Raw genomic sequence first — 24,031 nt, forward strand, 5'->3', positions numbered from 1 at the left:
ATGACCACCCGCACCCCGTACTCCCCCGACACCCGGAAGGAAGAGCCCGTGCCCACCGAAGGCGCCCCGCAGGACGAGCGCATCCCGGCCGGTGACCACCCCGCGCCCGTCCCGGAGGCCGGGCGGCCCGCACCCGCGGCCGGACTGACGGCCCTGGTGGCCCGGCATGCCGCACGGACCCCGCAGGCCCTGGCCGTGGCGGACGGCGACACCACGCTCACCTACGCCCAGCTCGTCTCCTCGGCCCGGGCGCTCGCCGCCCATCTGCGCGAGCACGGCGTGCGCCAGGGTGACGCCGTGGCGCTGCTGATGCCGCGCTCCGCCCGCACGGTCGTCGCCCAGCTCGCGCTGTGGTGGGCGGGCGCCGTGTGCGTACCGCTCGATCCGGCGCATCCGCGCTCCCGTTCGGAGGCACTGGCAGCCGACGCGGGCGCCACACTGACCGTCGGCGACGGCAAACTCCTCGAATCGGCGGACCTTTCCGGTGCCACGCTCGCGCTGCCCGGTGAGCCGCTGGTGGACGGCGGGGACCTGCCCGGGGCCGAACTCGCGCCGGACGCCGCTGCGTTCATCATGTTCACCTCGGGCTCGACGGGCCGGCCCAAGGGCGTGGCCGTGCCGCACCGGGCGATCGCCGAGCTGGTCCGTGACCCGGCGTACGTCACCCTCACGTCCCGCGACCGGGTGCTCTTCCACTCGCCGATGACCTTCGACGCCTCGACGTTCGAGGTGTGGGGAGCCCTGGCCAACGGGGCCGCCGTGGTGGTGTGCACCACCGAACGGCCCTCGTTCGAGGACCTGGCCCGGCAGGTGGAACGCCACGGCGTGACCGTCGCCTTCTTCACCACCGCGCTCTTCCACCAGCTGGCCGGCCGCCGCTCGCGGATCTTCGCGCAGCTGCGCACGGTGATCGTGGGCGGTGAAGCGCTGTCCGCGCATCACGCCCGCGAAGTGCTCCAGGCCTTCCCCTGGCTGGAACTGGTCAACGGCTACGGACCGACGGAGGCGACGACCTTCACCACGGCCCACCGCGTCACCCTCGCCGACTGCGACGGCCAGGTGCCCATCGGCCGGCCGATCGCCGGGGCGACCGTGCACCTGCTGGACGACGACGGCCGGCCGGTCCCGTACGGGGAGCTGGGCGAACTGTGGATCGGCGGCAGCCGGCTGGCGCACGGCTACACCGGGCAGCCGGAGCTGACCGCCGAGCGCTTTGGCGACCACCCCGAACTGGGGCGCCTCTACCGCTCCGGCGACCTCGTCTCCCGGCGTCCGGACGGCACCCTCGATTTCCACGGGCGGACGGACGACCAGGTGAAGATCCGTGGCTTCCGGATCGAACCGGCGGAGATCGAACACGCCCTGCGGGAGCAGCCCGAGGTGGCGGACGCGGCCGTGACCGTGCACCGCCCCTCCCCCGACGACGCCCGCCTGGCCGCCTTCGTCGTGGCCTCGCCCGGCCCGGTGCCGCGCCCCGTCACCCTGCGGGACCGGCTCGCCGCCGTCCTGCCCGCCCATCTGGTCCCCGACGAGGTGCAGGTGGTCGACGCGCTGCCGCTCACCGCCTCGGGGAAGGTCGACCGCCGCGCGCTGACGGACCTCGTCACCGCGGACCGGCCCGACGCGGCGGCCGGACCGCTGGGTCCGCTGGAGCAGGCCGTCGCCGAGATCTGGGGCCGGTCGCTGGGCCGTGAGGTCACGCGTCCGGATGCCGACTTCCTCGCGCTGGGCGGTCATTCGCTGCTCGCGCTCGCGGTCACCGACGACCTGCGCGAGGAGCTCGGCGTGGAGCTGACGCTCGCCGACTTCTTCGCCGCCCCCACGGTGGCGGGGCACGCCGCGCTGGTCGAGCGCGCGCTCCTCGCCGCGCACAGCGATCTGCACCCCGGCACCCCGGAGGACACCGATGGCCACTGACACCCCCGCCGCCGCGGCGCTCCAGGAAGAGCTGCTGCGCCGGGCGCGCTCCCGTGCCGCCCGTCCCGCCGCCGCTCCCGCAAGCGTCCGCCAAGGACCCGCGCCGCTCTCCCACGCCCAGCGCCGTATGTGGCTGATGGACCGGCTGGGGCACGGTGACGCCTCGTACAGCGTGCCCTTCGCCACCCGGCTGCGCGGTCCGCTCGACCTGGACGCGCTGGCCGCCGCGCTGACCTCGCTGGTACGCCGTCACGAGATTCTGCGTACCCGCTACGGGCAGCGGGACGGTGAGCCGTATCAGGAGGTGCTGCCGGCTCCGGAAGCGATCGCACTGCGCGTCGTGGAGGCGGACGCGGACGGCTCGGGCGCACTGCTGGCCGAGGAGGCGCGCCGCCCCTTCGACCTCGCCGCCGGTCCCCTTCCGCGCGCCCTGGTCCTGCGGCACGGGGAGCAGGACCACACCGTATTGCTGACGTTCCATCACATCGCTATCGACGGGGCCTCGTTGGAGACCGTGGCCGGGGAACTGGCCCGGACCTACGCGGCCGCCGCCGGGGGCACCGCGGCACAGGCGCAGCCGGCACCGGCGCAGTACGCAGACTTCGCGCGCCACGAGCAGGCGGCCGCCGACCGTCTGGAAGCGGGCCTGGACCACTGGGCCGGCCGCCTCGACGGCGTCCGCCCGCTGCGTCTGCCCCGCCCCGCGCACCCGCCCGCCGACGCCGGCGCCCGCCCGGCCGGTGTCCACAGCGCCCCGCTCGCCCCACGGGTGCCGGCCGCCCTGCGCGCACTCGGCGGCCGGCACCGGGCCACCCTGTTCACCGTGGCGCTCGCCGCGTCCTTCGCCGCGCTGCACCGCTTCACCGGCCAGGACGACCTCGTGATCGGGGTGGCCGGCACCCACCGGCAGGGCCCGGAGATGCGCGGCCTGGTCGGACTGTGCGTCAACACCCTCCCGGTCCGCGTGAACACCGCCGGCGACCCGTCCTTCACCGTTCTTCTGGAGCGGGTACGGGAGGCGCTGCTGGACGCCCAGCAGCACCGCGAGGTCCCGTTCGACCTGATCCTCGACCGCCTCGGCGCCGCCGCCCGCAACGCGGACGGGACGGCGCTGATCCGGGTGACCGCGGACGTCCTGGGCGCACCCACGACGCTGCGGCTGCCCGGCCTGGCGGACACCTACGTCGAAGTCGGCGCCGGGGAAGCCAAGTTCGACCTCTCCTTCGGCATGGTGGACACCGACGCCCCCGCCGGAATCGTCCAGTACAGCCGGACCGCGCTGGACGAGGAGGCGGCGGCCGCTCTCGGTACGCACTACGCCGCCCTGCTCACCGCGGTGGCCGACGACCCGGGGCTCCTGCTGTCCCACCTGCCCGGCGGGCTGCCGGCGCCCGGGGCCGAAATCGGCGCACACCCGGCCGAGGTGCTGCTGCGCTCGCACCCCGAGGTGGCCGAGGCCGCCGTGGTCGAACCGGCCGGCGGCCCGCTGCTGGCCTATGCCGTGCTGCGCGGCATCGGCGGCCCCACCCCCGCCGAGCTCCGCTCCCGTCTGCGCACGGCGCTGGCCCCTGATCTGGTGCCCGCCGCGGTGACCCTGCTGGACACCCTGCCGCGCACGGCCGACGGCACGCCGGATCCGGCCCGGCTCCCGGGGTTCCCGACGGCCCCCGCACCACAGGGGGCGCACGCGGATGCCGTGACCGAAGGGTTCACCGACCTCCTGGGGAACCCTCCCGGACCGGACGACGACTTCTTCCTCCTCGGCGGCCACTCGCTGGTCGCCGTCCAGCTCGCCGAGCGGCTGCGCCAGGCGCTGAAACTGCCGCTGACCGGCCTGGACATCATGCAGGCCCGCACTCCGCGCGCGGTCACCGCGCTGCTGGCCGCACGTGAGGCGGAGCGGGCCGCCGCACAGCCGGCCGTCTCCTCCCGCCCGCGGCGCACCCGCGAGGGCACGGTGCTGGTCACCGGCGGCACCGGCGGGGTCGGTGCTTTCGTGCTGCGCGAACTGGCCGCCCGGGGACGTCCGGTCCTGGCGCTGGCCCGCCCCGAATCGGCCCACCTCGTGGCCGGGGACGGTGTGGACGTCATCGAGGGCGACCTCACCGACCTGGACGGCCTGCGCAAGGCCGTCGACAGCGCCGATGCGGTGATCCACGCGGCCTGCACCTTCACCCGTCCCGAGGTCGATGTGACGGCGATGGCCGCGATGGTCGGCACCTGGTCGCGCGGCCCGTTCGTCTTCGTCAGCAGTGTGGACGCCTACGGGCACCCGGCCGGCGAGTGGGTGGCGGAGGAGTCCGCCTCGCGGCAGCCGCTGAGCGGGTACGGGCAGGCGAAGACCGACTGCGAAGGGCTGCTGCTGCAGGCGGCCGGCGCCCAGGGCCGGGGAGGCGCGAGCGCCGTCCGTTCCCCGCTCGTCTGGGGAGCGCACCAACGGCTGCGGGACCAGTTGCGCTGGGGTGCGACCGGGGTGCTCTACCAGGCGGCGCAGGAGGGCCGGCCGATCGTCCTTCCGCGGCCGGGGACGCACGGTCATGCGTGGTACGGCGCGGCCTGGGTCCATGCCGCTGCCCTGGCCCGGGCCGTGGTCTCCTGTCTGGACTCGCCCGTCCACGGCGTCGCCAATGCTCTCAGCGGCCACCTCGCCTGGCGGGACCTCGCCACCGGGCTGACCGAACTGCTCGGCAGCGACAGCGAGATCCAGGAGACGGACGAGGTCCACCCGGACCTCGACCACCGCTGGCACTACCACGCCGACCGGCTGGCCCCGTCCCTGCGCGCACGGCCGGGCGAGGACTGGCGCTCCGTGCTGGCCGCAATGACCGGACCTGCCGGGCGCTGAGCCCGGCAGGTCGGCACGAGACGCCCGGTGGCCCGTGGGGGGCCACCGGGCGTCTCCCCGTTGCCGCCCCTTCCGGCGCGCGATCGAGTTCCCCGATCCGGGAAAATCCCGCCTCTCGGCCTGCCCCGCACCGATTCCCGGGGCCGGCTTGCGACCATGGGCGGGCTGCCGGGGCCGACGCCCTCCGGGTGACCGGCCGCCACCGGAGCGCAACACCTCGGTCAACCGGTACCGGTATCCGCGGACCTTCCGCGCGAGGACCTCCGCCGCCGCCGCAAAGGAGCCCTGAATGAACGCCAGCACGGATCTGCTTGTCGACGCCTTCGGACGCATCCGTGAGGTCGTCGAAGACGTGGTCTCCGGGCTCGACCCCGACGAGCTCAGCACCCGCCCCGACGACGCCAATTCGATCGCCTGGCTGGTCTGGCACCTCACCAGGATCCAGGACGATCACCTCGCCGGGGTGGCCGGCACCGAGCAGGTCTGGACCGCGGACGGCTGGTACGACCGCTTCGGGCTCCCCTTCGCGGCCGACGACACCGGCTACGGCCACTCCGGCAAGGACGTGGCGGCCGTAGGGGACCTGAGCGCACAGCTCCTGACGGACTATCACGGCGCCGTCCACGACAACACCGTGCAGTACCTCGCCGGGATCGACGACAAGGACATGAAGCGCGTCGTCGACCGCGGCTGGACACCGCCCGTCACCCTGGGAGTCCGCCTGGTCAGCGTGATCGCGGACGATCTGCAGCACGCCGGCCAGGCCGCCTACGTCCGCGGCCTGCTCGGCCTGTGAGGAGTCCGCGGGCCGACCGGTGAGGAGCGCGCGGGCCGGCAGGTGAGGAGTGCGCGGGCCCTGCGGCGGTCACCGCGGGCTCATCGGGCGCGGGGCAGACGGTGCAGCTCCACCCCGGCGAGCCGGCCCTGCCCCAGCTCCGCCGTCATGTAGGTGCAGAACGGCTGCCGGCGGCGGTCGGTCGGCGACCCCGGGTTCAGCAGGCGCAGCCGGTCGTCCGCCGTGGAGTCCCAGGGAATGTGGCTGTGGCCGAACACCAGCACATCCAGCCCGGGGAACCGTGCGGCGCAACGGCGCTCCCGCCCCTGCGCGGGGCCCGTCTCGTGCACCACGGCGAACCGGATGCCCGCCAGTTCCGCGTACGCCACCTCGGGCAGCCGGGCCCGCAGCTCCGGACCGTCGTTGTTGCCGTACACCCCGATCAGCCGCCGGGCGCGGGCCTGCAGCAAGTCCAGCGTGGCGGTGTCGACCCAGTCGCCGGCATGCACGACGACATCGGCGCGGGGCACTTCGTCGAGCAGCTGTGACGGCAGCACCTTGGCGCGCTTGGGCAGATGGGTGTCGGCGATGAGCAGAAGTCGCACGGGGCCTCTCCTCGGCTGTGCCACGGACGCGGGGGCGCGCGCGGTGGTCAATGTTCCTGGGCGGTCGGCCGCACGGCGATCTCGTTGACCGCCATATGCGGCGGCTGGGTGACCATGAACGTGATGACGCGGGCGATGTCCTCGGCGTGCAGCCAGCGTTCCTGCGGCATCCCGTGGGCCGATGCGGCCTGGCTGCCGCCACGTGTCATCTCCGTCGAGGTCATGCCCGGTTCGACGAGTCCGACCCGGACCTGCCGTCCGGTCACTTCCTGGCGCAGCGCCTCGCTGAAGGAGCACACCGCATGCTTGGTGGCCGAGTAGACGCTGTTGTCCTTGCGGGGCACCCGGCCCGCGACCGAGCTGACGGTTACCAGGTCGGCGACGCCCCGGGGCCCGTCGTGTGCCGCGTGCAGCAGATACGGGAGCGCCGCGTGCGACATCCGCAGAACCGCCGTGAAGTTCAGGCCGACCATCCGGTCCCAGTCCTCCGGGTCGCTGTCCTCCACCGCGCCGCGCGCACCAAAACCCGCGTTGTTCACCAGGACGTCCAGCCGCCCGAAGTGGTCGACGGTCTCCTCGACCACCCGCCGTGCCTGCGTCGCGTCACCGAGATCGGCCGTCAGGGCGAGGGATGCCCCTCCCCGCTCGCCGATGGTCTGCGTGAGGTGCTCCAGCCGCTCGCGACGGCGGGCGACCAGGGCGAGGGAAGCGCCCTCCCGGGCCAGCGCCAGGGCGGCGGCCGCACCGATACCGCTGGAGGCCCCGGTCACCAGCGCCACGCTGCCCGACAGCGCAGCCCCGCCGCCACTCGCCCCACCACCGTCCTGACGCCCCGTCACCGGCTCCCCGGACGCTGAACTGGTCATCGCCTTCGCACTCCTCCCGTCCGCTCTCTTCGGCCCGCAGCGGCCGAACCCGGTCCGCACACCCGTACCCCGCCGAGCGCCCGCGGTCCCTCCCCCTCCGCCATCTGCCCCTTGCCCTCCACCGTCGCCTGCCGCCACGCCCCCACCGCGGAGGGTGCGCACGCCATGACAGCGGGTATTACCCACGGGAACCCCCCTTTGGCTCTGGGAGCTGCTCATGAAGCACACCCATCCCCTGCCGGGCGACATCGGACTCACCCGGATACCCGGCGTCACCGGCCAGTTGATCCGCTTCGGACAGTGGATCAACGGAGACGGCTTCACCGACTACGAACACGCCTTCCTGGTCCTGCCCGGCAACCGGCTGCTGGAGGCCGAGCCGGGCGGCGCCCGCATCCTGTCCCTCACCGCCTACGCCGACGCGGACGTGGTCTACGTCTGCCCGGAACGGCTCACCGAGCGGCAGCGCACCGGCATCTGCGCCGCCGCCACCCGCTACGTCGGGGTGCCCTACAGCTTCCTGGACTACCTGGCGATCGCCACGCACCGCTTCCATCTGCCCGTTCCGGGGCTGCGCCGCTATGTCGCCAGCACCCGGCACATGATCTGCTCCCAACTCGTCGACCAGTGCTACCTGGACGCCGGTGTCCATCTCTTCGCCGACGGCCGCTGGCCCGGCTACGTCACGCCGATGGCCCTGTACCACCTGCCGGCCGCCTGACCCGACCACCCGCGCACCCGGCCCCGGCCACCCGGCACGGTCCGCATACGGCCCGGGGCGCGGGTGCACCGCTCCGCGGATCCTCGCGGAGCGGTGCACCTATCATGGTGATCGCCAGGGCACCGGTGCGAAGGGGACGGGAAGATGCGGCGGCAACCCGTACTTGTCTATGACGGCGACTGCGCCTTCTGTACGTCCTCGGTCCGGTTCGCCAAGCGGCGTCTGCGGCCGCGCTGTGAGGCCACCCCCTGGCAGTTCACCGACCTCGCACGGCTCGGCATCGCCCAGCAGCGCGCCGAACACGAAGTGTTGTGGGTGACCCCGGCCGGTTCCGTGCACGGTGGCGCCCAGGCCGTCGCCAAGCTGCTGATGAGCGCGGGCGGCGGATGGCCGGTCGTGGGAGCGCTGCTCACGCTCCCGCCCGTGCGGTGGGCCGCCCAGGGCGTGTACCGGATCATCGCGAGGAACCGTCAGCGGATGCCGGGCGGTACGGCGGCCTGTGCGCTGCCGCCCTCCCGCGGTGGCCGGGGGAGGCAGTGAGCGTACGGTCCGGCTGAACGGTGCCGGTCCGACGCACGGACGGCACGGCGTACGGACGACGCGGGGGCCGGACGACGCGGCGCCCGGTGGCGTTCCGCCATCGGGCGCTCTCTCCTCTCCGCAGCCGGGCCCGGCCCGCCCGGTCCGCTCGCTCAGGGCTCAGGTGCCGGACTTACGGCCGTAGACGTAGACGTCGTCACCGTTCTTGAGCAGGGACCAGTACTTCTTGGCGTCGTTGCTGCGCATATTGACGCAGCCGTGCGAGCCGGGGGCCGACCAGACGCTGCCGCTGATGGAGTGGAACGCCTGCCCGCCGTCGAAGAACTGGCTGTACGGCATGGCCACGTGGTAGATCGTCGATACGTGGTGCAGGTTGCGCCAGTAGATCTTCTTGGCGCCGGTGCGGGTCTCGTACCCGTCGCGTCCGGTGCGGACCGGGACCGGCCCGAACACCAGCTTCGATCCGTCCTGGATCCAGCTGAGCTGGCGGGTGAGGTCGACGCAGGCGATGCGGCCCTTGTCCGTGGGGCACTTGTGCGCCGTGTTCGGGTTGCCCCCGGCCGCCTGCTGCTGCGCCACGAGGCTCATCACGCCCCAGGTGACGGGACCGGCGTAGCCGATGTTCGGGGTGATGCCGTGGCTGGTCTGGAAGGCACGGATCGCCCGGCAGTCGGCCGCCGACTGCCGGCCGTCCACGGTCAGCCCGAGGAACTTCTCGGCCTGCTTCTGATAGGGGCCGCGGCTCGCGGTGCAGGACGACGCGGTGGCGGCCTGGGCCGTGGAGCCGAAGGCCACCGTCAGCGGGAGGGCCAGCGCCGTGAGGGCGAGCGTCGCGCCCGCGCGGCGTCCGGCGCCGGACCTCCGTATCCGCAGGTTCAGTTGTCTTTTCATGCCCCGTAGGACCGTTTGCCCGACCCGTCGGTTGCAGGCGTGACCGACCCGAAATATCTGATAGGTCGTGCCATGCCCCGGCCGGGGCGACGGCCGCGCTGACCGCACCGCCTACAGCACCACTACGGTCTCCTGGCGGGCGTAGCTGAAGCCGTCGTTGTCGAAGTAGAAGATCGCGACCTTCACCTTGTCGCCCTTGTCGAAGGTGGAACCGACGGCCGGGCGCATGGTGATCTGCGCCGTATGGCTGCTGTAGTCGCAGGTGAGCTTGTCCGTCTTGAGGGTGCCTGCGGCGACCGACCCGTCGTGGCCGGTCTGGCTGGCCGCATTGGCGACCAGCTGGTGGTTCATGCCGGGGTCACAGGAGTAGGTGACCTTCACCTGCACACCGGGCGCCTTCAGGGCGACCTTGTCGATGGCCAGGAGGTTGGCCTTGGCCACCGCGGAGGGCGCCGCGGTCAGTACGCCCGCGCCGACCAGGACGGTGACGGCTGCGGTACCGGCGAGGCGACGCCGGAGACGGGCTGCGTTCATCGAGGTTTCCTTCCCCCCTGCGCCGTCACCCCGGTCCTGAACGGTGGAGAAATATCCGCCTGTGCGGGTGACTGCGACAGATGTTCACTTTGGCTCGTGATCCTATGCGGTCTCCCCCGCGAAACCGCACACCTTTCCGCCCTCACGACCCGCCCCCGTACGCCACACCCACGTCGTCCCCGCCCCGCCCTCCCAAGGCCGGGAGTCCGAACACGCCCTCCGTCATAACCCTCTGCCATCACGCGGGCACTTAATGTGCTCATGGTGGCGGGTGGGCGCGGCACCCCCGCGCGCGGCCGGCCGCCTCTCCGGGATCCGCCGGAACCCACCTCCGAAAGGGATGACGCATGATCTCCGATGCCCTGCGTGCCGAGTACGAGCACCGCTTCTCCACGTACGACACCGATGGCGACGGCTACCTGACCGCACAGGACTTCACCGAGCGGGCGCGCGTGCTGACGGAAGCGGTGGGCGAACCCGCGGATTCCGCCAAGGCGCAAGCCCTCCGTGCGGGGATGCGCAACACCTTCGACGAGCTCGCCGCCCTGGCGGACGTGGACGGTACGGGGCGCCTGGACCGGGAGCAGTTCGTCGCGGCGTTCGCCCGGGCCGGCACGTCGGGGATGCTCGGCAAGGTCGTGGGGCCGTCGGTCGCCGCGACCGTCGCCCTGGCCGATGCCGACGGGGACGGTGTGGTCAGCCTGGCGGACTTCACGGCCGTGCACCGGGCGGCCGGATACTCGGCCGCCCAGGCGGAGGCGGCTTTCACGGCGCTGGACGAAGACGGCGACGGGCGGCTGATGGTCGCCGCGTGGCAGACGCCGTGAGCGAGCGGCGGCCGGCCGCGCCCGCCGCCGTCGCCGGGCGCGGCCGGCCGCCGCTGCGGTACGGAAGATCAGCGCGAGCTGCGCCGGCAGCTCCGGACCGCTCGCCCGGGCGGGGCGCAGCCCCACATAGCCGTCGGGCCGGATGAGGAATGCTTCGCCGCCGTGCGCGCCGTACATCTGCCGGCAGTCGTCACGGCTGTCCCTGCGCACGACCCCTTGCGCGCGAGCGCACGCGGCCTCGCGCGGCTGCCGCGCTGCGCTATGTCCAGCTGGGCAGGGTCACCCCGTGCAGATTGCGGTAGGCGGCCGGCTGCGGGGAGGCCCAGCCTTCGAGGAGAGCGTCATCGACCTCGTAGACCTCGATGCCGATCGGGTGGCACACCTCCAGCGGGTCGCCCGCGTCCGGCCCCCACAGCGGCACGGACAGATCGCCGCCCGGGCAGGTGGACAGCGCGCACAGCAGGTCGAGTTCGGCGAAGAACTCGAAGTGGTCGCCGGGCCGGGCCGGGCAGGCCTTCATGAAGTACTGGTCGTCCTCGTTGAGTCCGGTGCACTGGAAGACATTGAGGACGTCGTGCACGTCGAACTCCGTGAGCCCGTACGGCAGGACGGCGCGGACCAGGTTCGAGTGGCAGTGGAAGTCGAAGTCCTCGCCGGTGAGCATGCGGTTGACGTACGGGTCGCAGCGGGTGCCCAGCAGGTCGTGAACCCTGCCGCCCGTGTCATCGGTGCCGTAGTCGGCGAGCGTGTCACCGGTGACGGTCAGCAGCGGGCGCAGGAAGGGGAGGGTGGACCACAGGCGGTCGTAGGTGCTGACGTGGGCGCGCTGCAGCTGACGGGTGCGGGACGCCCAGAGGCGTTCGCGCGGGTCGTGGCGGTTCCATACGTTGAAGTCCCCGACCTGCGGCCCGTCCACGGTGACGATGCGGCACAGATGGCCTGCGGGTACTTCCCAGGCGCGGCCGGAGCGTATCGGGATGGTGAAGCTGTCGACCAGGCGGCGGCCGCCGGAGCTGCCGGAGCTGCCGGAGTTGCCCGAGACCCGGTCGTAGAAGGCCTTGTCGACATCCAAGGGGCCGCCCTTGGTGGCCTGGTAGGCGGCTTCGTTACTGACCATCGGTGTGCTCACTTTCCTGGGAGGCCCGCCGGGCGGCAGGGGGTGCGGTCGAGGGGGCAGATCGGGTCGGGTCATCGGGTCGGGTCATCGGGTCGGGGTCATCGGGTGGGTGGTTATCGGGTGGGCCGGGCTTCCGCCAGGTGCAGCGGGCCGCGCGCACGATGTCGACGACCTGGCACTCCGAGTCGTCGAGGTAGCGGGCGAGCGCGGCGGCCGCTTTGGTGCGCCGCCCGCCGCGGAGCAGATCGCACAGCTCACGGTCGCGTGGCACCCATTGGCGCTGGAATTCCGGTTCATGCGGCACCTCGGCGAAGGCCAGGCGCAGTTGGGCGACGGTCGTACGGAAGAAGCGGTTGAGCCGTTCACTGCCGAGCAGGTGCACCACGTCCCGGTGGAAGTCCAGCGAATGCGTGGCCGTGCAATCCCACCGACCGGCCGCTGCTGCCTCTTCGGCGGCTGACACATACCGGTCGAGTCCGTCGAGAGCCGCCTGGGGAGCGGTGAAGCTCTGCTCCGCGGCCCGGAGTTCCAGAGCCCGGCGGGTGGTGTAGATGTCATGGACATCCTCGACATCGAGGCATGTGACCGCGGCGCCCTTGTAGAGCCGGTGGACGGCGAGACCTTCGTACACCAGCAGCCGTACGGCCTCGCGCAGGGTGTTGCGCGAGACGCCGAACTCCTCGGCGAGAGCCGCATCGCGCAGGGGGTGACCCGGCATGAGCACACCGGTCGTGATCCGGTCGCGCAACCGGTCGGCGACCGCCTCGGCGGCGAGGTACAGGGGTGCCGCACCCGTGTCGTTCGTTTTATCGGCCACAGAACGAAGCTACTCAGGATTGTTCAGCAATATGCAGCAATCCAGAGATCCACATGGGCCGCCGCCGACCCGCAGTGGCGAATAGATACAGGTCATGACTACCTTCCGTCGCATTGGGCGCCACGGAAACACTCCACCCTCTGACAGGATCGTTCAAACATTTCCGGCTTCATCGCCGTCGCCGCCCGCTTCCGTCGGTTTCCGCCTCCGCTGACGGCGCCCGTCCGCGCCGCCGGACCCCCGACAGGGGCGATCCACGTCGCCGTACCCGTGTGCAATGCGCCGTTGCACCGGGGCAGAACGGGCCGTTGCACCGCCACAAGCCCGTGCGCGGTGCATGCGGACCTGCGCAGCGCGTGCCTCGAGTGCGCCGGTTGCGCTCGGCGGACACCCCCCGGGCCGGGCAGGTGATCACCGGCCGCGGGGGTGTGATGCGCCCGCGGTCAGACGGGTGCGCCCCTGCCCGTCTGAACAGGTGCGCACGGCCCAAGCACGGCCACGCCCCGGCGGCAAGGGTGCAGGCCGGGCCGCGGCGGCGCTACCGCGCGCTCTGCCCAGGCGAACTCGGGGCGTGGTTGTCTCTTCCCCGTCAAATTCATGGCGCCGCACGGAAATCGCGGTTCGAGCACCATTCGAACGCGTACACCGCATACGCGCCAGGATTCCTGAATGACCGCCAGGCAACTGCGCGGCGAGCGACGGGAGTAAGGGCATGGAATTTCCGCAGGCAGCAAAAGCGCCTGCCCGGAGTGAATTCCGGGGCTATGGTGTCCGGGGCATCACAGCAGCAGCGGTCCTGCTCGCGGCCGGCGCGCTGAACCTGGCATCCGGGCAGCCCGCCGAGGCCCGCTCCGGCGGCACCTGGGACCGCCTGGCCGGGTGCGAGAGCGGAGGCAACTGGCGTATCGACACGGGCAACGGGTTCTCCGGAGGGCTGCAACTCGCCCACTCCACCTGGCACTCCTTCGGCGGCGGCGCCTACGCGACACGGGCGGCGCGGGCGACCCGGTCCCAGCAGATCCAGGTGGCCCAGAGGGTACTGGCACGTCAGGGCTGGGGCGCCTGGCCGGCCTGCTCGGCCTCGCTGGGACTCAACTCGGCCGACACACACCGCACTGTGCGAAGCGCCCCGGCACGCCCCGCGCCACAGCGGCAGGCAGACCCGTCGGCCCGGGCGCGGGCCCGCCATCCCCAGCCCCGCCATCCGCAGCCCCGCCATGCCCAGTCCCATGAGAAGCGATACAAAGTGGGCCGCCATCGGAGTACCGGCGGCTCGGTCGTCGTCAACCCCGGCGACACGCTGAGCGGTATCGCGTACGCGCACGGCCTGGGATGGCGGGAATTCTACCGGCTGAACCGACAGGTGATCGGGGCGAATCCGCATCTGATTTTCCCCGGCACTCGTCTCGCTGTACCACACTCCGGCACCCACTGAGCGGGTAACGGAAAACTCGGAATTCCCCTGGCCCACAGCCGGGGGAATTCCGCCAATTCCCCGCTCTTTCACGCCACGGCGGTGCGGGCAGAGCAGTCAGCCCGCGGTCGCGTACACGCGGTTGGCGAACTCCGCGATCTCCGCGTCGCTGAGGTTCTTGGCGAGGTTCGCCTCGGTGATCATTCCCACCAGTTGGTGGCCGCCTTTGACATCGATCACCGGCAGGCGCTTGATGTGGTGGTCCTCCATGGTCCGCAGGACCTCGGAGGCGTCCGCATCGGCGTCGATCCAGTGCAGCTTGCCGCCCATGGAACCGGCCTGCACCGTCGCCGGGTCGACACCTTCGGCACAACAGGTGACGACGATGTCGCGATCAGTGATCATCCCCATGAGCCTGTTGTTGTCACCGCAGATGGGCAGGCAGCCGACGTTCAGGTCCCGCATCATCTTCGCCGCATCCATCAACGATTCATGTGCACCCACACAGCGCGCTCCGCCGGACATGATGTCGCGGGCTCGCAGCTTGCTGGCCATGATTCCTCCTGTCTCAGGAGTGTTGGTTGCCCCGCTTCGATCACATCACGGATGACCCCACGACGCTCCCCGGGGACGGGACCGGCCGCCGCCGCGCGGCCGCTCCACACGTTCGGGCTGTCAACTACCCGCGCACGCAAGCGTCGTCATAGGACGACTGCGGGACCGGACGTCACCTGCGGGCGTAGTGTCAGCCTCTGTGACGACGTCGAATCCATTCTTCGAGCCGAGTGATCTGCCCTACGCGCTGCCGCCATTCGCGCGGATCCGGAACGATCATTTTCTTCCGGCCTTTGCACGCGGCATGGCCGATCAGCTGGACGAGATCGCGGCGATCGGTGACTGCGCCGAACCGGCGACCTTCGAGAACACCGTGGAGGCGCTGGAACGCAGCGGCGCGCTGCTGGGCCGGGTAAGCAGGGTGTTCTTCAACAAGGCGGCGACGGATACCGACGAGGAGATCCAGGCGGTCGAGGTCGAGATCGCTCCCCGGCTGGCCGCCCACGACGATGCGCTGCTGCTCGACTCCGCGCTGTTCGCCCGGCTGGACGCGCTCTACGGGCGACGCGAGCAGTCCGGATGGGACACGGAGCAGTTGCGGCTGCTGGAGCGGCACCACACGAACCGGGTCCGGGCCGGCGCCCGCCTCGCCCCGGAGCAGCAACAGCGCCTGCGCGAGCTGAATGCCGAGATCGCCGCCCGGTGCACCGAGTTCGGGCAGAACCTCCGGGCGGCCACCGCGGACGCCGCGCTCGTACTGGACCGTGCCGAGGACCTGGCCGGCCTGCCCGCGGACCAGATCGCGGCCGCCGCCGCGAACGCCCGGGCACTGGGGCACGAGGGCAAGTACGTGCTCAGCCTGAAGAACTTCTCCCAGCAGACCGAGCTCGCCGCGCTGGACGACCCTGCGCTGCGCGAGCGGCTGCTGGCCGCGTCCCTCGGTCGCGGTACCGACACCAACGGCCCGGTCGCCGTCGCGCTGGCCGCCGTGCGCGCCGAGCGCGCCGCCCTGCTCGGCTACCCCAGCCATGCCGCCTGGGAGGTCGCGGACCGGACCGCCGGCACCACGGACGCCGTCGAGGAACTGCTCGGCCGGCTGGTCGCCCCCGCCACCGCCAATGCCGAGCGGGAGGGCGCGGCCCTGGCCGAGGCGGCCGGCGTGGCCACGATCCGCGCGGCGGACTGGCAGTACTACTCCGAGCGGGTGCGCAGGGAGCGGTTCGCGCTCGACGCGTCGGTGCTGCGGCCCTATCTGGAGCTGGAGACCGTGCTGCACGACGGTGTCTTCCACGCCGCCGAGCTGGTCTACGGGATCACCTTCACCCCGCGCCCCGACCTGGTGTCGTACCACCCGGACGCGCGCATCTATGAGGCGCACGACGCCGACGGCAGCCCGCTCGGGCTGTACATCGGCGATTTCCACGCCCGTGAGTCCAAGCGGGGCGGCGCCTGGATGGACGCTCTCGTCCCGCAGTCCCGTCTGCTCGGCCACCAGCCGGTCGTGGTCAACAACCTGAATATCGCCAAGCCTCCGGCAGGCGAGCCGGTGCTGCTGACCTGGAGCGAAGTCAACACGCTGTTCCACGAGTTCGGGCATGCGCTGCACGGCCTGTTCTCCGATGTGCGCTACCCGCTGCTGTCCGGCACCCGGGTGCCGCGTGACTTCGTCGAGTTCCCCTCCCAGGTCAACGAGGTGTGGGCGGACTGGCCGGAGATCCTGTCCCACTACGCCCGGCACCACGTCACCGGCGAGCCGATGCCGGCCGCACTGCCGGCCCGGCTGCGCGAGGCGGAGAACTTCGGCGCGGGCTTCCGGATGGTGGAGCACCAGGCCGCCGCGGTACTGGACTGGGCCTGGCACTCCCTCTCCCCCGGCGAGGCACCGGCCGCCGACGAGGCCGAGGCGTTCGAGGCGGCCGCGCTGGAGCGCTACGGGCTGTCGGTGTCCGCGATCCCGCCGCGCTATCGCACCGGCTACTTCGCCCATATCTTCAGCGGCGGCTACGCGGCCGGGTACTACGGATACCGCTGGGCGGAAGTGCTGGACGCCGACACCGTGCGCTGGTTCCGCGAGAACGGGAAGACGATCCGCGAGAGCGGTGAGATCTTCCGCCGGGAACTGCTCGGCAAGGGCGGCAGCGTCGACCCGCTCGGGGCGTTCCGTGCGGTGGTCGGCCGGGACCCGGACCTCGCGCCGCTGCTGGCGCGCCACGGACTGGAGGGCTGATCGCGGCAGGCCGCGCGGGCGCCGGGGCCGGTGGTGCGGGACCGGGGGTTGCCGTGTGGTGGCACGAGCCGCCGCCGGCCTGCCGGCCAGGTCTCAGGCGGCGACGAACCGGTGCTGCCGCTCCCCGTGGAGACGGCCCGGCGGGAGCTTGCGGCCGAAGGCGACCAGCAGCAGATCCTGGGCAGCGCCGGACAGCGGTGTGCCGGTGCCGAAGGACCAGTCGAGGTCGTCGGCGCGCAGCTCGACTCCGCTCAGGTCGGCTCCGAAGAACCTGGCGGACCTGAGGGTGACCTTCTCCAGGAGGAGGCGTACCCGGTCTTCGGGAACGCGGCGGTCGAGGCCGAGGGCGACCGTGATGTCCAGGCCGTGGACCACATCGTGCCCCAGTGCCGACGCGAGGCCGCCGACCGGCGGTGTCCAGGGGTGACGGGCGTTGTCCCGGAGGAAACCGGCGAGTTCACCCGTGGTGGCGGCTGCCGCGTCCCTGCGGGCACACCGGTCGGTCATCCGGTGGAGGCTGCCGCGCGCTCTGACGAGTTCGGCGGCCACCTTGGGGAGCGAGTAGCGGAACCCCATCGACATATGGGCCGCGACCTCGCGTACCCGCCACCCCGCGCACAGTGTCGGCGCCGCCCACTGCTCGGCCGTCAGACCGTCCAACAGGTCTGCCAGTTCCCGGCGTTCGGCCGCTATCGCCGCTTCGATGCTCATCCGGCTGCTCCTCCCCCATGAGGGTTCTTCTCGCGAACTGCCTCCGGTTTCCATGATCTTGCGCACTTCGCCATAAGTCCAAGAGCTAGCTGTTCTCGTCTCTAGAATCAGCAGTTATGGAACTTCGGCAGCTGCAATACTTCGTCGCCGTGGTGGAGGAGGCGGGCTTCACCCGTGCGGCCGCCCGGCTGCATCTGGCGCAGCCCGGGGTGAGCGCCCAGATCCGGCAGCTCGAAAGGGAGTTGGGGCAGCCGCTCCTGGACCGCTCCGGCCGTACGGTGACCACGACGGAGGTGGGCCGGGCCGTCCTCACCCATGCGCGGGCGGCGCTCGCCGCCGTCGAGGGGATACGGCAGACCGTGGACGAGTTCAGCGGGCTGCTCCGCGGTCGCGTCCGGGTCGGTCTGGTCTCCGGCGCCAGTACCCGCAGATTCGATCTGGCGTCGCTGCTGGCCGATTTCCACGATGCGCATCCGCAGGTCGAGATCTCCCTCACCGAAGAGACGGCGGAGCGGATGCTCGCGGCCCTGCTCGGCGGTGCACTCGACATCGCCGTGACCGGGCTGGCGGACGAGCGGCCACCGGCCGGCATCTCCTTCCGGCCCGTGATCGACGACCCCCTGGTCGCCGCCATCGCGCCGGGCGACCCGCTCCTGGCGGGGAACGCCGACCGTACGAGCGTGCCGCTGGCCGCGCTCCGCGAGCGCCCGTTGATCAGCCTGCCGCGCGGTACCGGTCTGCGCGGGGTGCTCGAACGCGCCTGTGCACAGGCCGGGTTCCGCCCCCGCATTGCCTTCGAGGCGTCCGTCCTGCCGGTGCTGGCGCGGCTTGCGGCCCGTGGCCTCGGCGTGGCCGTCGTCCCGGCGCTGCCGGCGAACGAGGCGGCGGCCGCCGGGCTGCGGACGCTGGAGATCACCGGACCGCGGCTGCGCGGCCGGGTCGCCCTCGCCTGGCGGACGGAGGGGCCCGCCGGCCCGGCGGCGAGAGCCCTGCTGGGACGGCTGCGTACCGCCCTTCCCGAACCGGGAAGCCGCGGGGAGCCACCGGCCACGCCGCGGACCGGGAACGCCCGGACCGCGGCGGCCGGCGGCCGGGATCACCAGTCCGCGGGCGCGTAGTCCTTCAGGAAGCAGCCGAACACATCCTCGCCCGACTCACCGCGGACGATCGGGTCGTACACCCGGGCCGCGCCGTCGACCAGGTCGAGGGGGGCGTGGAAGCCCTCTTCGGCCAGGCGCATCTTGTCGGGGTGCGGGCGTTCATCGGTGATCCAGCCGGTGTCCACGGCCGTCATGAGGATGCCGTCGGTCTCCAGCATCTCCCGGGCGCTGGTGCGGGTGAGCATGTTCAGCGCCGCCTTGGCCATATTGGTGTGCGGATGGCCGGCGCCCTTGTAGCCGCGGCTGAACTGGCCTTCCATCGCCGAGACGTTCACCACGTACTTACGGCGTGCGGAGGCCGCCGCCATCGCCGGGCGCAACTTGCTCACCAGCAGGAAGGGCGCGGTCATATTGCACAGCTGGACTTCCAGCAGCTCGATGGGTTCGACCTCGTCCACCTTCTGGATCCAGGTGTTGGTCGGGTGCAGATCCGGTACGAGGCCGCCGGCGTCGATCGCGGTGCCCGCCTCGATACGGGCGGGGGTGGCGGAGCCCGTGGTCAGGGCGAGGGAGGTGACGTCCTCGGCACTCAGCACGCCGGCGGTGGCGGAGGCGGCGGTGAGGGCGGCGGGCGTGCCGCTGCCGAAGTGGCCGAGGACGACGGAGGCGGGCAGCTCCCCGGCGGGCAGCGGGGCGGACTCGGCGGTGATCAGCTGTCCGTAGGCCTCGGGAGAGCGGCGGACGGTCTGGGCGGCGTTGTTGATCAGAATGTCGAGGGGGCCCTCGGCGCTCACCGTGTCGGCGAGCGCGATGACCTGGGCCGGGTCGCGGAGATCGATTCCGACGATCTTCAGCCGGTGCAGCCACTCCGCACTGTCCGGCATCGCCTTGAAGCGGCGGATGGCGTCGTTCGGGAAGCGGGTGGTGACGGTGGTGTGGGCGCCGTCCCGCAGCAGGCGGAGGGCGATATACATGCCGATCTTGGCCCGGCCGCCGGTGAGCAGTGCGCGCCGGCCGGTGAGGTCGGTGCGGGCGTCGCGGCGGGAGCGGTTCTCCTCGGCGCACGGCGGGCAGAGCTGGTGGTAGAACGCGTCGACCTCGACGTAGCGCGACTTACAGGTGTAGCAGGACCTGGGGCGCTGCAGGATGCCGGCGATCTGGGTGGTCACGGAGCTGGTGAGGGCCAGTCCCTGGGTCTCGTCGTCGATCCGGTCGGGCGCACCGGTGGCCGTGGCCGCGGTCACCGCCCGGTCGTTGGCGGTCTTGGCCGCCCGGCGCTCCTGCCGGCGGCGCTGCTTGACCTTGCGGTAGATCCCGGCGGTGGCGCGCCGTATCGCGATCGCGTCCGGGTGGTCGACGGGCAGCGCGTCGAGCTCTTCCAGCACGCTCAGGCAGACCGCCATCCGCTCCGAGTCGATACCCGTGCCATCGGCCCGGCCTGTTTCGGTCACCGTCATTGCCGCTGCCGCTTTCCTGGGATCGTGTGTTCTATTTACGCTTCGGCGGAACTTTACGTAGCGGGGGGCCGCGGCGCCAAACCCGATGGGGGCGCTCGCACTGGTGAGCGCCCCCAGGGGCGGCAGCGGCCGGTGAGCACCGTGCCGGGGACCCGACGGCCGGGGAGCGCCACACCCCCTGCTCCGGGCCGGTCACGGCCGAGGGGCCCGGCGCTCCCCGCACCGGGCCCCTCGCCCTTGCCGATTCCCCCGCATCGGGCGACGTCCGCCTCTACCGGCGTCCGTCAGCTCGCCGGGTCGTGGTTCAGCTCGATGTCGAACGCGCTGTTCCCGTCGGCCCCCAGGTGCAGCGGGGCGGCGACCGGCGGATAGCCGGCGGCGATCAGGGTGTACTCGCCGCTGTCGAGGTCGGTGAAGACGTACTCACCGTCCTGACTGCTGGTGGCGCTGGCCACCACATTGCCCGCCGGGTCCAGCAGGGTCACCCGGGCGTCGTCCACCGGGCCGCGCACCGTACGGACGGTGCCGCGGACCTGGGCGCCGAGCGTCAGCCGCACCTCGTACCAGTTGCGGTTGCCCGAGGTGACCTCCACCTGGAGGGCGGACGGGCGGTGCTGCTCGGCGCTGACGGCCAGGGTGTAGCTGCCCGGGGTCAGCTCACCGAACGCGAAGCCGCCGTCCTGGCCGGCCACGCCCGAGGCCACGACCTCGCCGCGTACGTCGGTGGCCACGACGAGTGCGCCGGGCACCGGTTCGTCGCCCTTCTCCTCGCGGACCTCACCGGAGAGACCGGCCGCGCCGCTGAGAGTCAGGTCGAACGAGACGGGCTCGCCGCCCACCACCACGGTCACGGCCTGCGGCCGGCGGGCCCCGGCGGAGCCGATCAGCACATAGGTGCCGGCGCCCGTCGTGGGCAGGGTGTATCCGCCGTCGGCCGCGGTCGACGTCCGGCCGAGCTGCCGGCCGCCGACGCTGATCAGGGTGACCGCGGCCTGCGCCACCGGCCTGCCGTCGCCGTCCCGCACCGTTCCCCGGATCACCGGGCCGCTCGTGCCGGTTGTGCGGTCCGCGGAGCCCGAGGGGACCGCGGCGCGTACCGGTACGGCGTCGGCGACCGGGTCATCGGCCGGCGCATACGGGTCCGCACCACCGGCTCCTTCGGCCGCACCCCCGTCGCCGTTCGCCGCACCGTCGACGACGTCCCCCGCGCGCTTGGCGGACTGCTCCTCGGCCTCGGCCTGTGCACGTGCCTGCAGGCCGGAGATCTGCCGCAGCGGCATCTCCTTGATGAACCACATCAGCACGAAGGCCAGGGCGACGACGATCGCGCCCATCAGGAAGACCGTGTGCATCGAGTCGGCGAAGCCGCGCTTGAACGGCTCGGCCAGCCGCGGATCGAGGTGCTGGATGAACGACGAATCGCTCAGCACGCCCGAGGAGTTGCCGTTGCCCGGGTGCTTGAGCATGTCCAGCACGGGCTTGTTGGCGGGGTCGTTCAGTACCGCGGGGTCGTGCAGTGCGGCCTGGAAACGCTCGGTGGACGCGGCGTCCTTGAACGCCGAGGAGATCTTGTCGCCGACCGTGCTGAACAGCACGGACAGGAAGATCGCGGTACCTGCCGTGGCGCCCATCTGCCGGAAGAAGGTGGACGAGGCGGTCGCCACGCCCATGTCCCGCGGCGGCACCGCGTTCTGCACGGCCAGCACCAGGGTCTGCATACAGCCGCCCAGGCCCAGGCCGAAGACCAGCATGTAGACCATGGTCTCCCACAGCGGGGTGTCCCACTGGACCCGGAAGTGGAAGAGCAGCATCGCCGCGATCATCAGCGCGGTGCCGATGATCGGGAAGATCTTGTAGCGGCCGGTCTTGGCGGTGATCTGGCCCGACGCGATGGAGGCGATGAACATGCCCGCCATCAGCGGCAGCATTTCCAGACCCGACTTGGTGGGGCTGGCGCCCTTCACGATCTGGAGGTACTGCGGGATCATCAGCATCCCGCCGAACATGCCCATACCGATCAGCACGGACAGCAGGCTGGTCTTGCTGAAGGTGCCGTTGCGGAACAGCCGCATCGGGATCAGCGCATCGTCGCCGATCCAGCGCTCGACGAAGATCCAGGCGATGATGCCGACGACCCCGATGGCGTAACAGGCGATCGACCGGGACGAGTCCCAGCCCCACTCCCGGCCCTGCTCCGCGACGAGCAGCAGCGGTACGACGCCGACGGAGATGGTGAGCGCTCCCCACCAGTCGATGCGGTGATCGCGCCGGGTGTGCGGGATGTTGAGCACCTTCGCGACCACGAACAGCGCGATGATGCCGATCGGTACGTTGACCAGGAAGACCCAGCGCCAGCCGGTGATGCCCAGCAGCTGGTCCTGTCCGGCGAGCGCCCCGCCGATCAGCGGGCCGGCCACGCTGGAGGTGGCGAAGGTGCCCAGCATGTAGCCCTGGTACCGGGCACGTTCGCGGGGCGGGACGATGTCACCGATGATCGCCAGCGCCAGCGACATCAGACCGCCGGCGCCCAGGCCCTGCACCGCCCGGAAGGCGGCGAGTTCGGTCATCGAGGTGGAGAACGTGCACAGCACCGAACCCGCGACGAAGATGCTGATCGCGGCCAGGTAGTACGGCTTGCGGCCGTACAGGTCGGACAGCTTGCCGTACAGCGGGGTGGCGATCGTCGAGGTGATCAGGTAGGCGGTGGTCGCCCAGGCCTGCTCGCTGAGGCCGTGCAGATCGTCGGCGATGGTCCGGATCGAGGTGCTGACGATGGTCTGGTCGAGCGCGGCGAGGAACATCCCCAGCATCAAGCCGCTGAGGATGGTGAGGATCTGACGGTGACTCAGGGTTCCGGGTTCGGGTATCGCCTCGGCTCCCGCGGCGGGCGGGGAGGTGGCTGTGCTCATGTACGTATGTCTCCCTGCTCCACGGCGGCGCCCTGGTCTCCCCCGGGGCCCAGCCGTGTGTGTTGTCGTTCTGCCATGTCTTCGTTGAGACGGCCCAGCAGCCGGATCAGGTCGGCCCGGTCCTCGGGCGACCACGGTTCGAGCAGCGCGGCCAGTTCGGCATCGCGCTGACGGCGGTAGTGCGCGAAGGCCGCGCGCCCCGCGTCGGTCGCCGCCAGCAAGGACCCGCGGCGGTCCTCCGGGTCGGGGCGACGGGTCACCAGTCCCCGCTCGACCAGCGAGCGCACCTGGCGGCTGACGGTCGACAGATCGAGGAACGCGTCGGCGGCCAGGTCGGTCGCCCGCTGGTCCCCGCCGACGACCAGCCTGGCCAGCAGCACCCGGTCGGCGGCGCCTCCGTCGGTCTTGGCGCGCTGTTTCCACGCGGCGATCAGCCGCGAGAACCGGACGATCTCCGTTCCCAGCCCGGCGGCCGCCTCGTCCAGCCCCGACGAGGCGGTGACCTGCACAGCAGCCCGGTCGCAGGCGTGGACCGTGCCCTTACTCATCGTCGTGATCCTTCGCGGTGAAGTGGTCGATCCGCTGCATGCATTCGAATACATTGCTTGTATCCAGCAAGCATAGCGGCTGGAAGTGAGTGCTGCGCACCACTCGATACCGGGCCATGGGAGAGGGATGGGAGGCAGGGGAGACGGGGTGGGGGTGAGAAGGTACGTCCGGCGGACCGGCAGACCGGAGAGCCCTCCGCCCCCTCGACCGGCCGGGAGACCGCTGTGCACCTTCCCCCTGAACTACTCGCGCTGCTCCGCCGGCCGAGCACCTGCTTTCTGGCCACCTCGATGCCGGACGGCTCCCCGCAGGTGACCCAGACCTGGGTCGACACCGACGGCACCCATGTGCTGATCAACAGCGTCCGGAGCCATGTGAAGACCAAGAACATCGGCCGCGATCCCCGCGTGGCCGTTGCCGTCAGCGACCCTGACCACCCCGCGCGCTACTTCCAGGTGCGCGGCCGGGTGGTGGAGACCACGACCGAGGGCGCGGTCGAGCACATCGAACAGCTCGCCCGGAAGTACCTCAACGCGCCCTACCCCTGGTACGGCGGCCGCGACGAGGAGCGGGTGCTCTTCGTCATCGCGCCGGAGAGCATCAGCGGCACGGGCTGAGGCGCGCCTTGGGGATCAGCCCGGAGCACCGACGCAG

Annotated in this window: 21 protein-coding genes; 10 read left to right on the plus strand and 11 right to left on the minus strand. The window is 71.8% G+C overall.

The features are described 5' to 3' along the window. From OHS81_RS01220 to OHS81_RS01230, 3 genes are all read left to right on the plus strand, one after another. Entirely contained in the window at window positions 1–1,917 is a 1,917-nt protein-coding gene (locus tag OHS81_RS01220; protein WP_328381590.1) for a non-ribosomal peptide synthetase, read from the plus strand. Next, a complete protein-coding gene (locus tag OHS81_RS01225) occupies window positions 1,907–4,762 on the plus strand; it encodes a condensation domain-containing protein (protein ID WP_328381592.1) in 2,856 nt (951 codons plus the stop codon). Before OHS81_RS01220 ends, OHS81_RS01225 begins: the two co-directional genes overlap by 11 nt. Before the next feature lie 289 nt (window positions 4,763–5,051). After that, window positions 5,052–5,558: a mycothiol transferase gene (locus OHS81_RS01230; protein WP_328381594.1), complete on the plus strand. Its 507-nt coding sequence runs from the start codon at window positions 5,052–5,054 to the stop codon at window positions 5,556–5,558. A gap of 80 nt (window positions 5,559–5,638) precedes the next feature. Here OHS81_RS01230 and OHS81_RS01235 read toward each other — a convergent pair whose 3' ends face one another. Further along, entirely contained in the window at window positions 5,639–6,142 is a 504-nt protein-coding gene (locus OHS81_RS01235) for a metallophosphoesterase family protein (protein WP_328381595.1), read from the minus strand. Between the two features lie 47 nt (window positions 6,143–6,189). Continuing rightward, complete coding sequence (locus OHS81_RS01240) at window positions 6,190–7,008, minus strand: SDR family oxidoreductase (protein WP_328381596.1); 819 nt, start codon at window positions 7,006–7,008, stop codon at window positions 6,190–6,192. A gap of 217 nt (window positions 7,009–7,225) precedes the next feature. Here OHS81_RS01240 and OHS81_RS01245 point away from each other — a divergent pair, with 217 nt between their 5' ends. Together OHS81_RS01245 and OHS81_RS01250 are read left to right on the plus strand one after the other, a co-directional pair. Then, window positions 7,226–7,729: a hypothetical protein gene (locus OHS81_RS01245; RefSeq protein WP_328381598.1), complete on the plus strand. Its 504-nt coding sequence runs from the start codon at window positions 7,226–7,228 to the stop codon at window positions 7,727–7,729. A gap of 144 nt (window positions 7,730–7,873) precedes the next feature. After that, complete coding sequence (locus OHS81_RS01250) at window positions 7,874–8,269, plus strand: thiol-disulfide oxidoreductase DCC family protein (RefSeq protein WP_328381600.1); 396 nt, start codon at window positions 7,874–7,876, stop codon at window positions 8,267–8,269. Window positions 8,270–8,428: 159 nt separating this feature from the next. Here the strand turns inward: OHS81_RS01250 and OHS81_RS01255 are convergent, their stop codons facing one another. Both OHS81_RS01255 and OHS81_RS01260 read right to left on the minus strand, forming a co-directional pair. Further along, entirely contained in the window at window positions 8,429–9,160 is a 732-nt protein-coding gene (locus OHS81_RS01255; RefSeq protein ID WP_328381602.1) for a L,D-transpeptidase family protein, read from the minus strand. A 111-nt stretch (window positions 9,161–9,271) separates the two neighbouring features. Further along, on the minus strand, window positions 9,272–9,694 hold the full coding sequence (locus OHS81_RS01260) for a hypothetical protein (RefSeq protein WP_328381604.1): 423 nt from the start codon (window positions 9,692–9,694) through the stop codon (window positions 9,272–9,274). Between the two features lie 347 nt (window positions 9,695–10,041). On the opposite strand from OHS81_RS01260, the gene OHS81_RS01265 reads away from it, so the two are divergent. After that, complete coding sequence (locus OHS81_RS01265; protein WP_328381606.1) at window positions 10,042–10,521, plus strand: EF-hand domain-containing protein; 480 nt, start codon at window positions 10,042–10,044, stop codon at window positions 10,519–10,521. 259 nt (window positions 10,522–10,780) lie between these two features. Here OHS81_RS01265 and OHS81_RS01270 read toward each other — a convergent pair whose 3' ends face one another. Further along, on the minus strand, window positions 10,781–11,638 hold the full coding sequence (locus tag OHS81_RS01270; protein WP_328381608.1) for an urea carboxylase-associated family protein: 858 nt from the start codon (window positions 11,636–11,638) through the stop codon (window positions 10,781–10,783). Beyond that, on the minus strand, window positions 11,628–12,455 hold the full coding sequence (locus OHS81_RS01275; protein ID WP_328381610.1) for a GntR family transcriptional regulator: 828 nt from the start codon (window positions 12,453–12,455) through the stop codon (window positions 11,628–11,630). The genes OHS81_RS01270 and OHS81_RS01275 overlap by 11 nt, the downstream gene beginning before the upstream one ends. Window positions 12,456–13,167: 712 nt before the next feature. Here OHS81_RS01275 and OHS81_RS01280 point away from each other — a divergent pair. After that, window positions 13,168–13,890: a transglycosylase family protein gene (locus OHS81_RS01280; RefSeq protein ID WP_328381612.1), complete on the plus strand. Its 723-nt coding sequence runs from the start codon at window positions 13,168–13,170 to the stop codon at window positions 13,888–13,890. Window positions 13,891–13,986: 96 nt separating this feature from the next. On the opposite strand, the gene OHS81_RS01285 is transcribed toward OHS81_RS01280, so the two are convergent. Next, window positions 13,987–14,424: a CBS domain-containing protein gene (locus OHS81_RS01285; protein ID WP_129297968.1), complete on the minus strand. Its 438-nt coding sequence runs from the start codon at window positions 14,422–14,424 to the stop codon at window positions 13,987–13,989. Window positions 14,425–14,728: 304 nt separating this feature from the next. On the opposite strand from OHS81_RS01285, the gene OHS81_RS01290 reads away from it, so the two are divergent. After that, window positions 14,729–16,651, plus strand: coding sequence for a M3 family metallopeptidase (locus OHS81_RS01290; protein ID WP_328381615.1), 1,923 nt, complete (start codon window positions 14,729–14,731; stop codon window positions 16,649–16,651). Between the two features lie 93 nt (window positions 16,652–16,744). On the opposite strand, the gene OHS81_RS01295 is transcribed toward OHS81_RS01290, so the two are convergent. Beyond that, window positions 16,745–17,362: a maleylpyruvate isomerase family mycothiol-dependent enzyme gene (locus OHS81_RS01295; protein WP_328381617.1), complete on the minus strand. Its 618-nt coding sequence runs from the start codon at window positions 17,360–17,362 to the stop codon at window positions 16,745–16,747. A gap of 116 nt (window positions 17,363–17,478) precedes the next feature. On the opposite strand from OHS81_RS01295, the gene OHS81_RS01300 reads away from it, so the two are divergent. Further along, window positions 17,479–18,480 carry a LysR family transcriptional regulator gene (locus OHS81_RS01300; protein WP_328381618.1) on the plus strand — a complete coding sequence of 334 codons (1,002 nt, stop codon included), beginning with the start codon at window positions 17,479–17,481 and terminating at the stop codon, window positions 18,478–18,480. On the opposite strand, the gene OHS81_RS01305 is transcribed toward OHS81_RS01300, so the two are convergent. From OHS81_RS01305 to OHS81_RS01315, 3 genes are all read right to left on the minus strand, one after another. Next, a complete protein-coding gene (locus OHS81_RS01305; RefSeq protein ID WP_328381620.1) occupies window positions 18,459–19,919 on the minus strand; it encodes an SDR family NAD(P)-dependent oxidoreductase in 1,461 nt (486 codons plus the stop codon). The genes OHS81_RS01300 and OHS81_RS01305 overlap by 22 nt on opposite strands. Before the next feature lie 284 nt (window positions 19,920–20,203). Continuing rightward, complete coding sequence (locus tag OHS81_RS01310) at window positions 20,204–22,828, minus strand: MFS transporter (protein WP_328381622.1); 2,625 nt, start codon at window positions 22,826–22,828, stop codon at window positions 20,204–20,206. Next, window positions 22,825–23,376 (minus strand): MarR family winged helix-turn-helix transcriptional regulator, encoded by a 552-nt coding sequence (locus OHS81_RS01315; RefSeq protein ID WP_328381624.1) that lies wholly within the window; start codon window positions 23,374–23,376, stop codon window positions 22,825–22,827. Before OHS81_RS01315 ends, OHS81_RS01310 begins: the two co-directional genes overlap by 4 nt. A gap of 225 nt (window positions 23,377–23,601) precedes the next feature. Between OHS81_RS01315 and OHS81_RS01320 the strand changes: the two genes are divergently transcribed. After that, the gene (locus tag OHS81_RS01320) at window positions 23,602–23,994 is read left to right on the plus strand and encodes a PPOX class F420-dependent oxidoreductase (RefSeq protein ID WP_328381626.1); all 393 of its coding nucleotides are present in this window, start codon (window positions 23,602–23,604) and stop codon (window positions 23,992–23,994) included. Window positions 23,995–24,031: the final 37 nt, after the last annotated feature.

The sequence above is a fragment of the Streptomyces sp. NBC_00400 genome (genome assembly GCF_036048035.1).
Lineage (GTDB): Bacteria > Actinomycetota > Actinomycetes > Streptomycetales > Streptomycetaceae > Streptomyces.

Bases quoted from the DNA above. Each gene is read 5' to 3' on its own strand.
- OHS81_RS01220 (WP_328381590.1), top strand. From the start codon at position 1: ATGACCACCCGCACCCCGTACTCCCCCGACACCCGGAAGGAAGAGCCC.
- OHS81_RS01225 (WP_328381592.1), top strand. From the start codon at position 1,907: ATGGCCACTGACACCCCCGCCGCCGCGGCGCTCCAGGAAGAGCTGCTG.
- OHS81_RS01230 (WP_328381594.1), top strand. From the start codon at position 5,052: ATGAACGCCAGCACGGATCTGCTTGTCGACGCCTTCGGACGCATCCGT.
- OHS81_RS01240 (WP_328381596.1), bottom strand. From the start codon at position 7,008: ATGACCAGTTCAGCGTCCGGGGAGCCGGTGACGGGGCGTCAGGACGGT.
- OHS81_RS01245 (WP_328381598.1), top strand. From the start codon at position 7,226: ATGAAGCACACCCATCCCCTGCCGGGCGACATCGGACTCACCCGGATA.
- OHS81_RS01250 (WP_328381600.1), top strand. From the start codon at position 7,874: ATGCGGCGGCAACCCGTACTTGTCTATGACGGCGACTGCGCCTTCTGT.
- OHS81_RS01255 (WP_328381602.1), bottom strand. From the start codon at position 9,160: ATGAAAAGACAACTGAACCTGCGGATACGGAGGTCCGGCGCCGGACGC.
- OHS81_RS01260 (WP_328381604.1), bottom strand. From the start codon at position 9,694: ATGAACGCAGCCCGTCTCCGGCGTCGCCTCGCCGGTACCGCAGCCGTC.
- OHS81_RS01265 (WP_328381606.1), top strand. From the start codon at position 10,042: ATGATCTCCGATGCCCTGCGTGCCGAGTACGAGCACCGCTTCTCCACG.
- OHS81_RS01270 (WP_328381608.1), bottom strand. From the start codon at position 11,638: ATGGTCAGTAACGAAGCCGCCTACCAGGCCACCAAGGGCGGCCCCTTG.
- OHS81_RS01280 (WP_328381612.1), top strand. From the start codon at position 13,168: ATGGAATTTCCGCAGGCAGCAAAAGCGCCTGCCCGGAGTGAATTCCGG.
- OHS81_RS01285 (WP_129297968.1), bottom strand. From the start codon at position 14,424: ATGGCCAGCAAGCTGCGAGCCCGCGACATCATGTCCGGCGGAGCGCGC.
- OHS81_RS01290 (WP_328381615.1), top strand. From the start codon at position 14,729: ATGGCCGATCAGCTGGACGAGATCGCGGCGATCGGTGACTGCGCCGAA.
- OHS81_RS01295 (WP_328381617.1), bottom strand. From the start codon at position 17,362: ATGAGCATCGAAGCGGCGATAGCGGCCGAACGCCGGGAACTGGCAGAC.
- OHS81_RS01300 (WP_328381618.1), top strand. From the start codon at position 17,479: ATGGAACTTCGGCAGCTGCAATACTTCGTCGCCGTGGTGGAGGAGGCG.
- OHS81_RS01305 (WP_328381620.1), bottom strand. From the start codon at position 19,919: ATGACGGTGACCGAAACAGGCCGGGCCGATGGCACGGGTATCGACTCG.
- OHS81_RS01310 (WP_328381622.1), bottom strand. From the start codon at position 22,828: ATGAGCACAGCCACCTCCCCGCCCGCCGCGGGAGCCGAGGCGATACCC.
- OHS81_RS01315 (WP_328381624.1), bottom strand. From the start codon at position 23,376: ATGAGTAAGGGCACGGTCCACGCCTGCGACCGGGCTGCTGTGCAGGTC.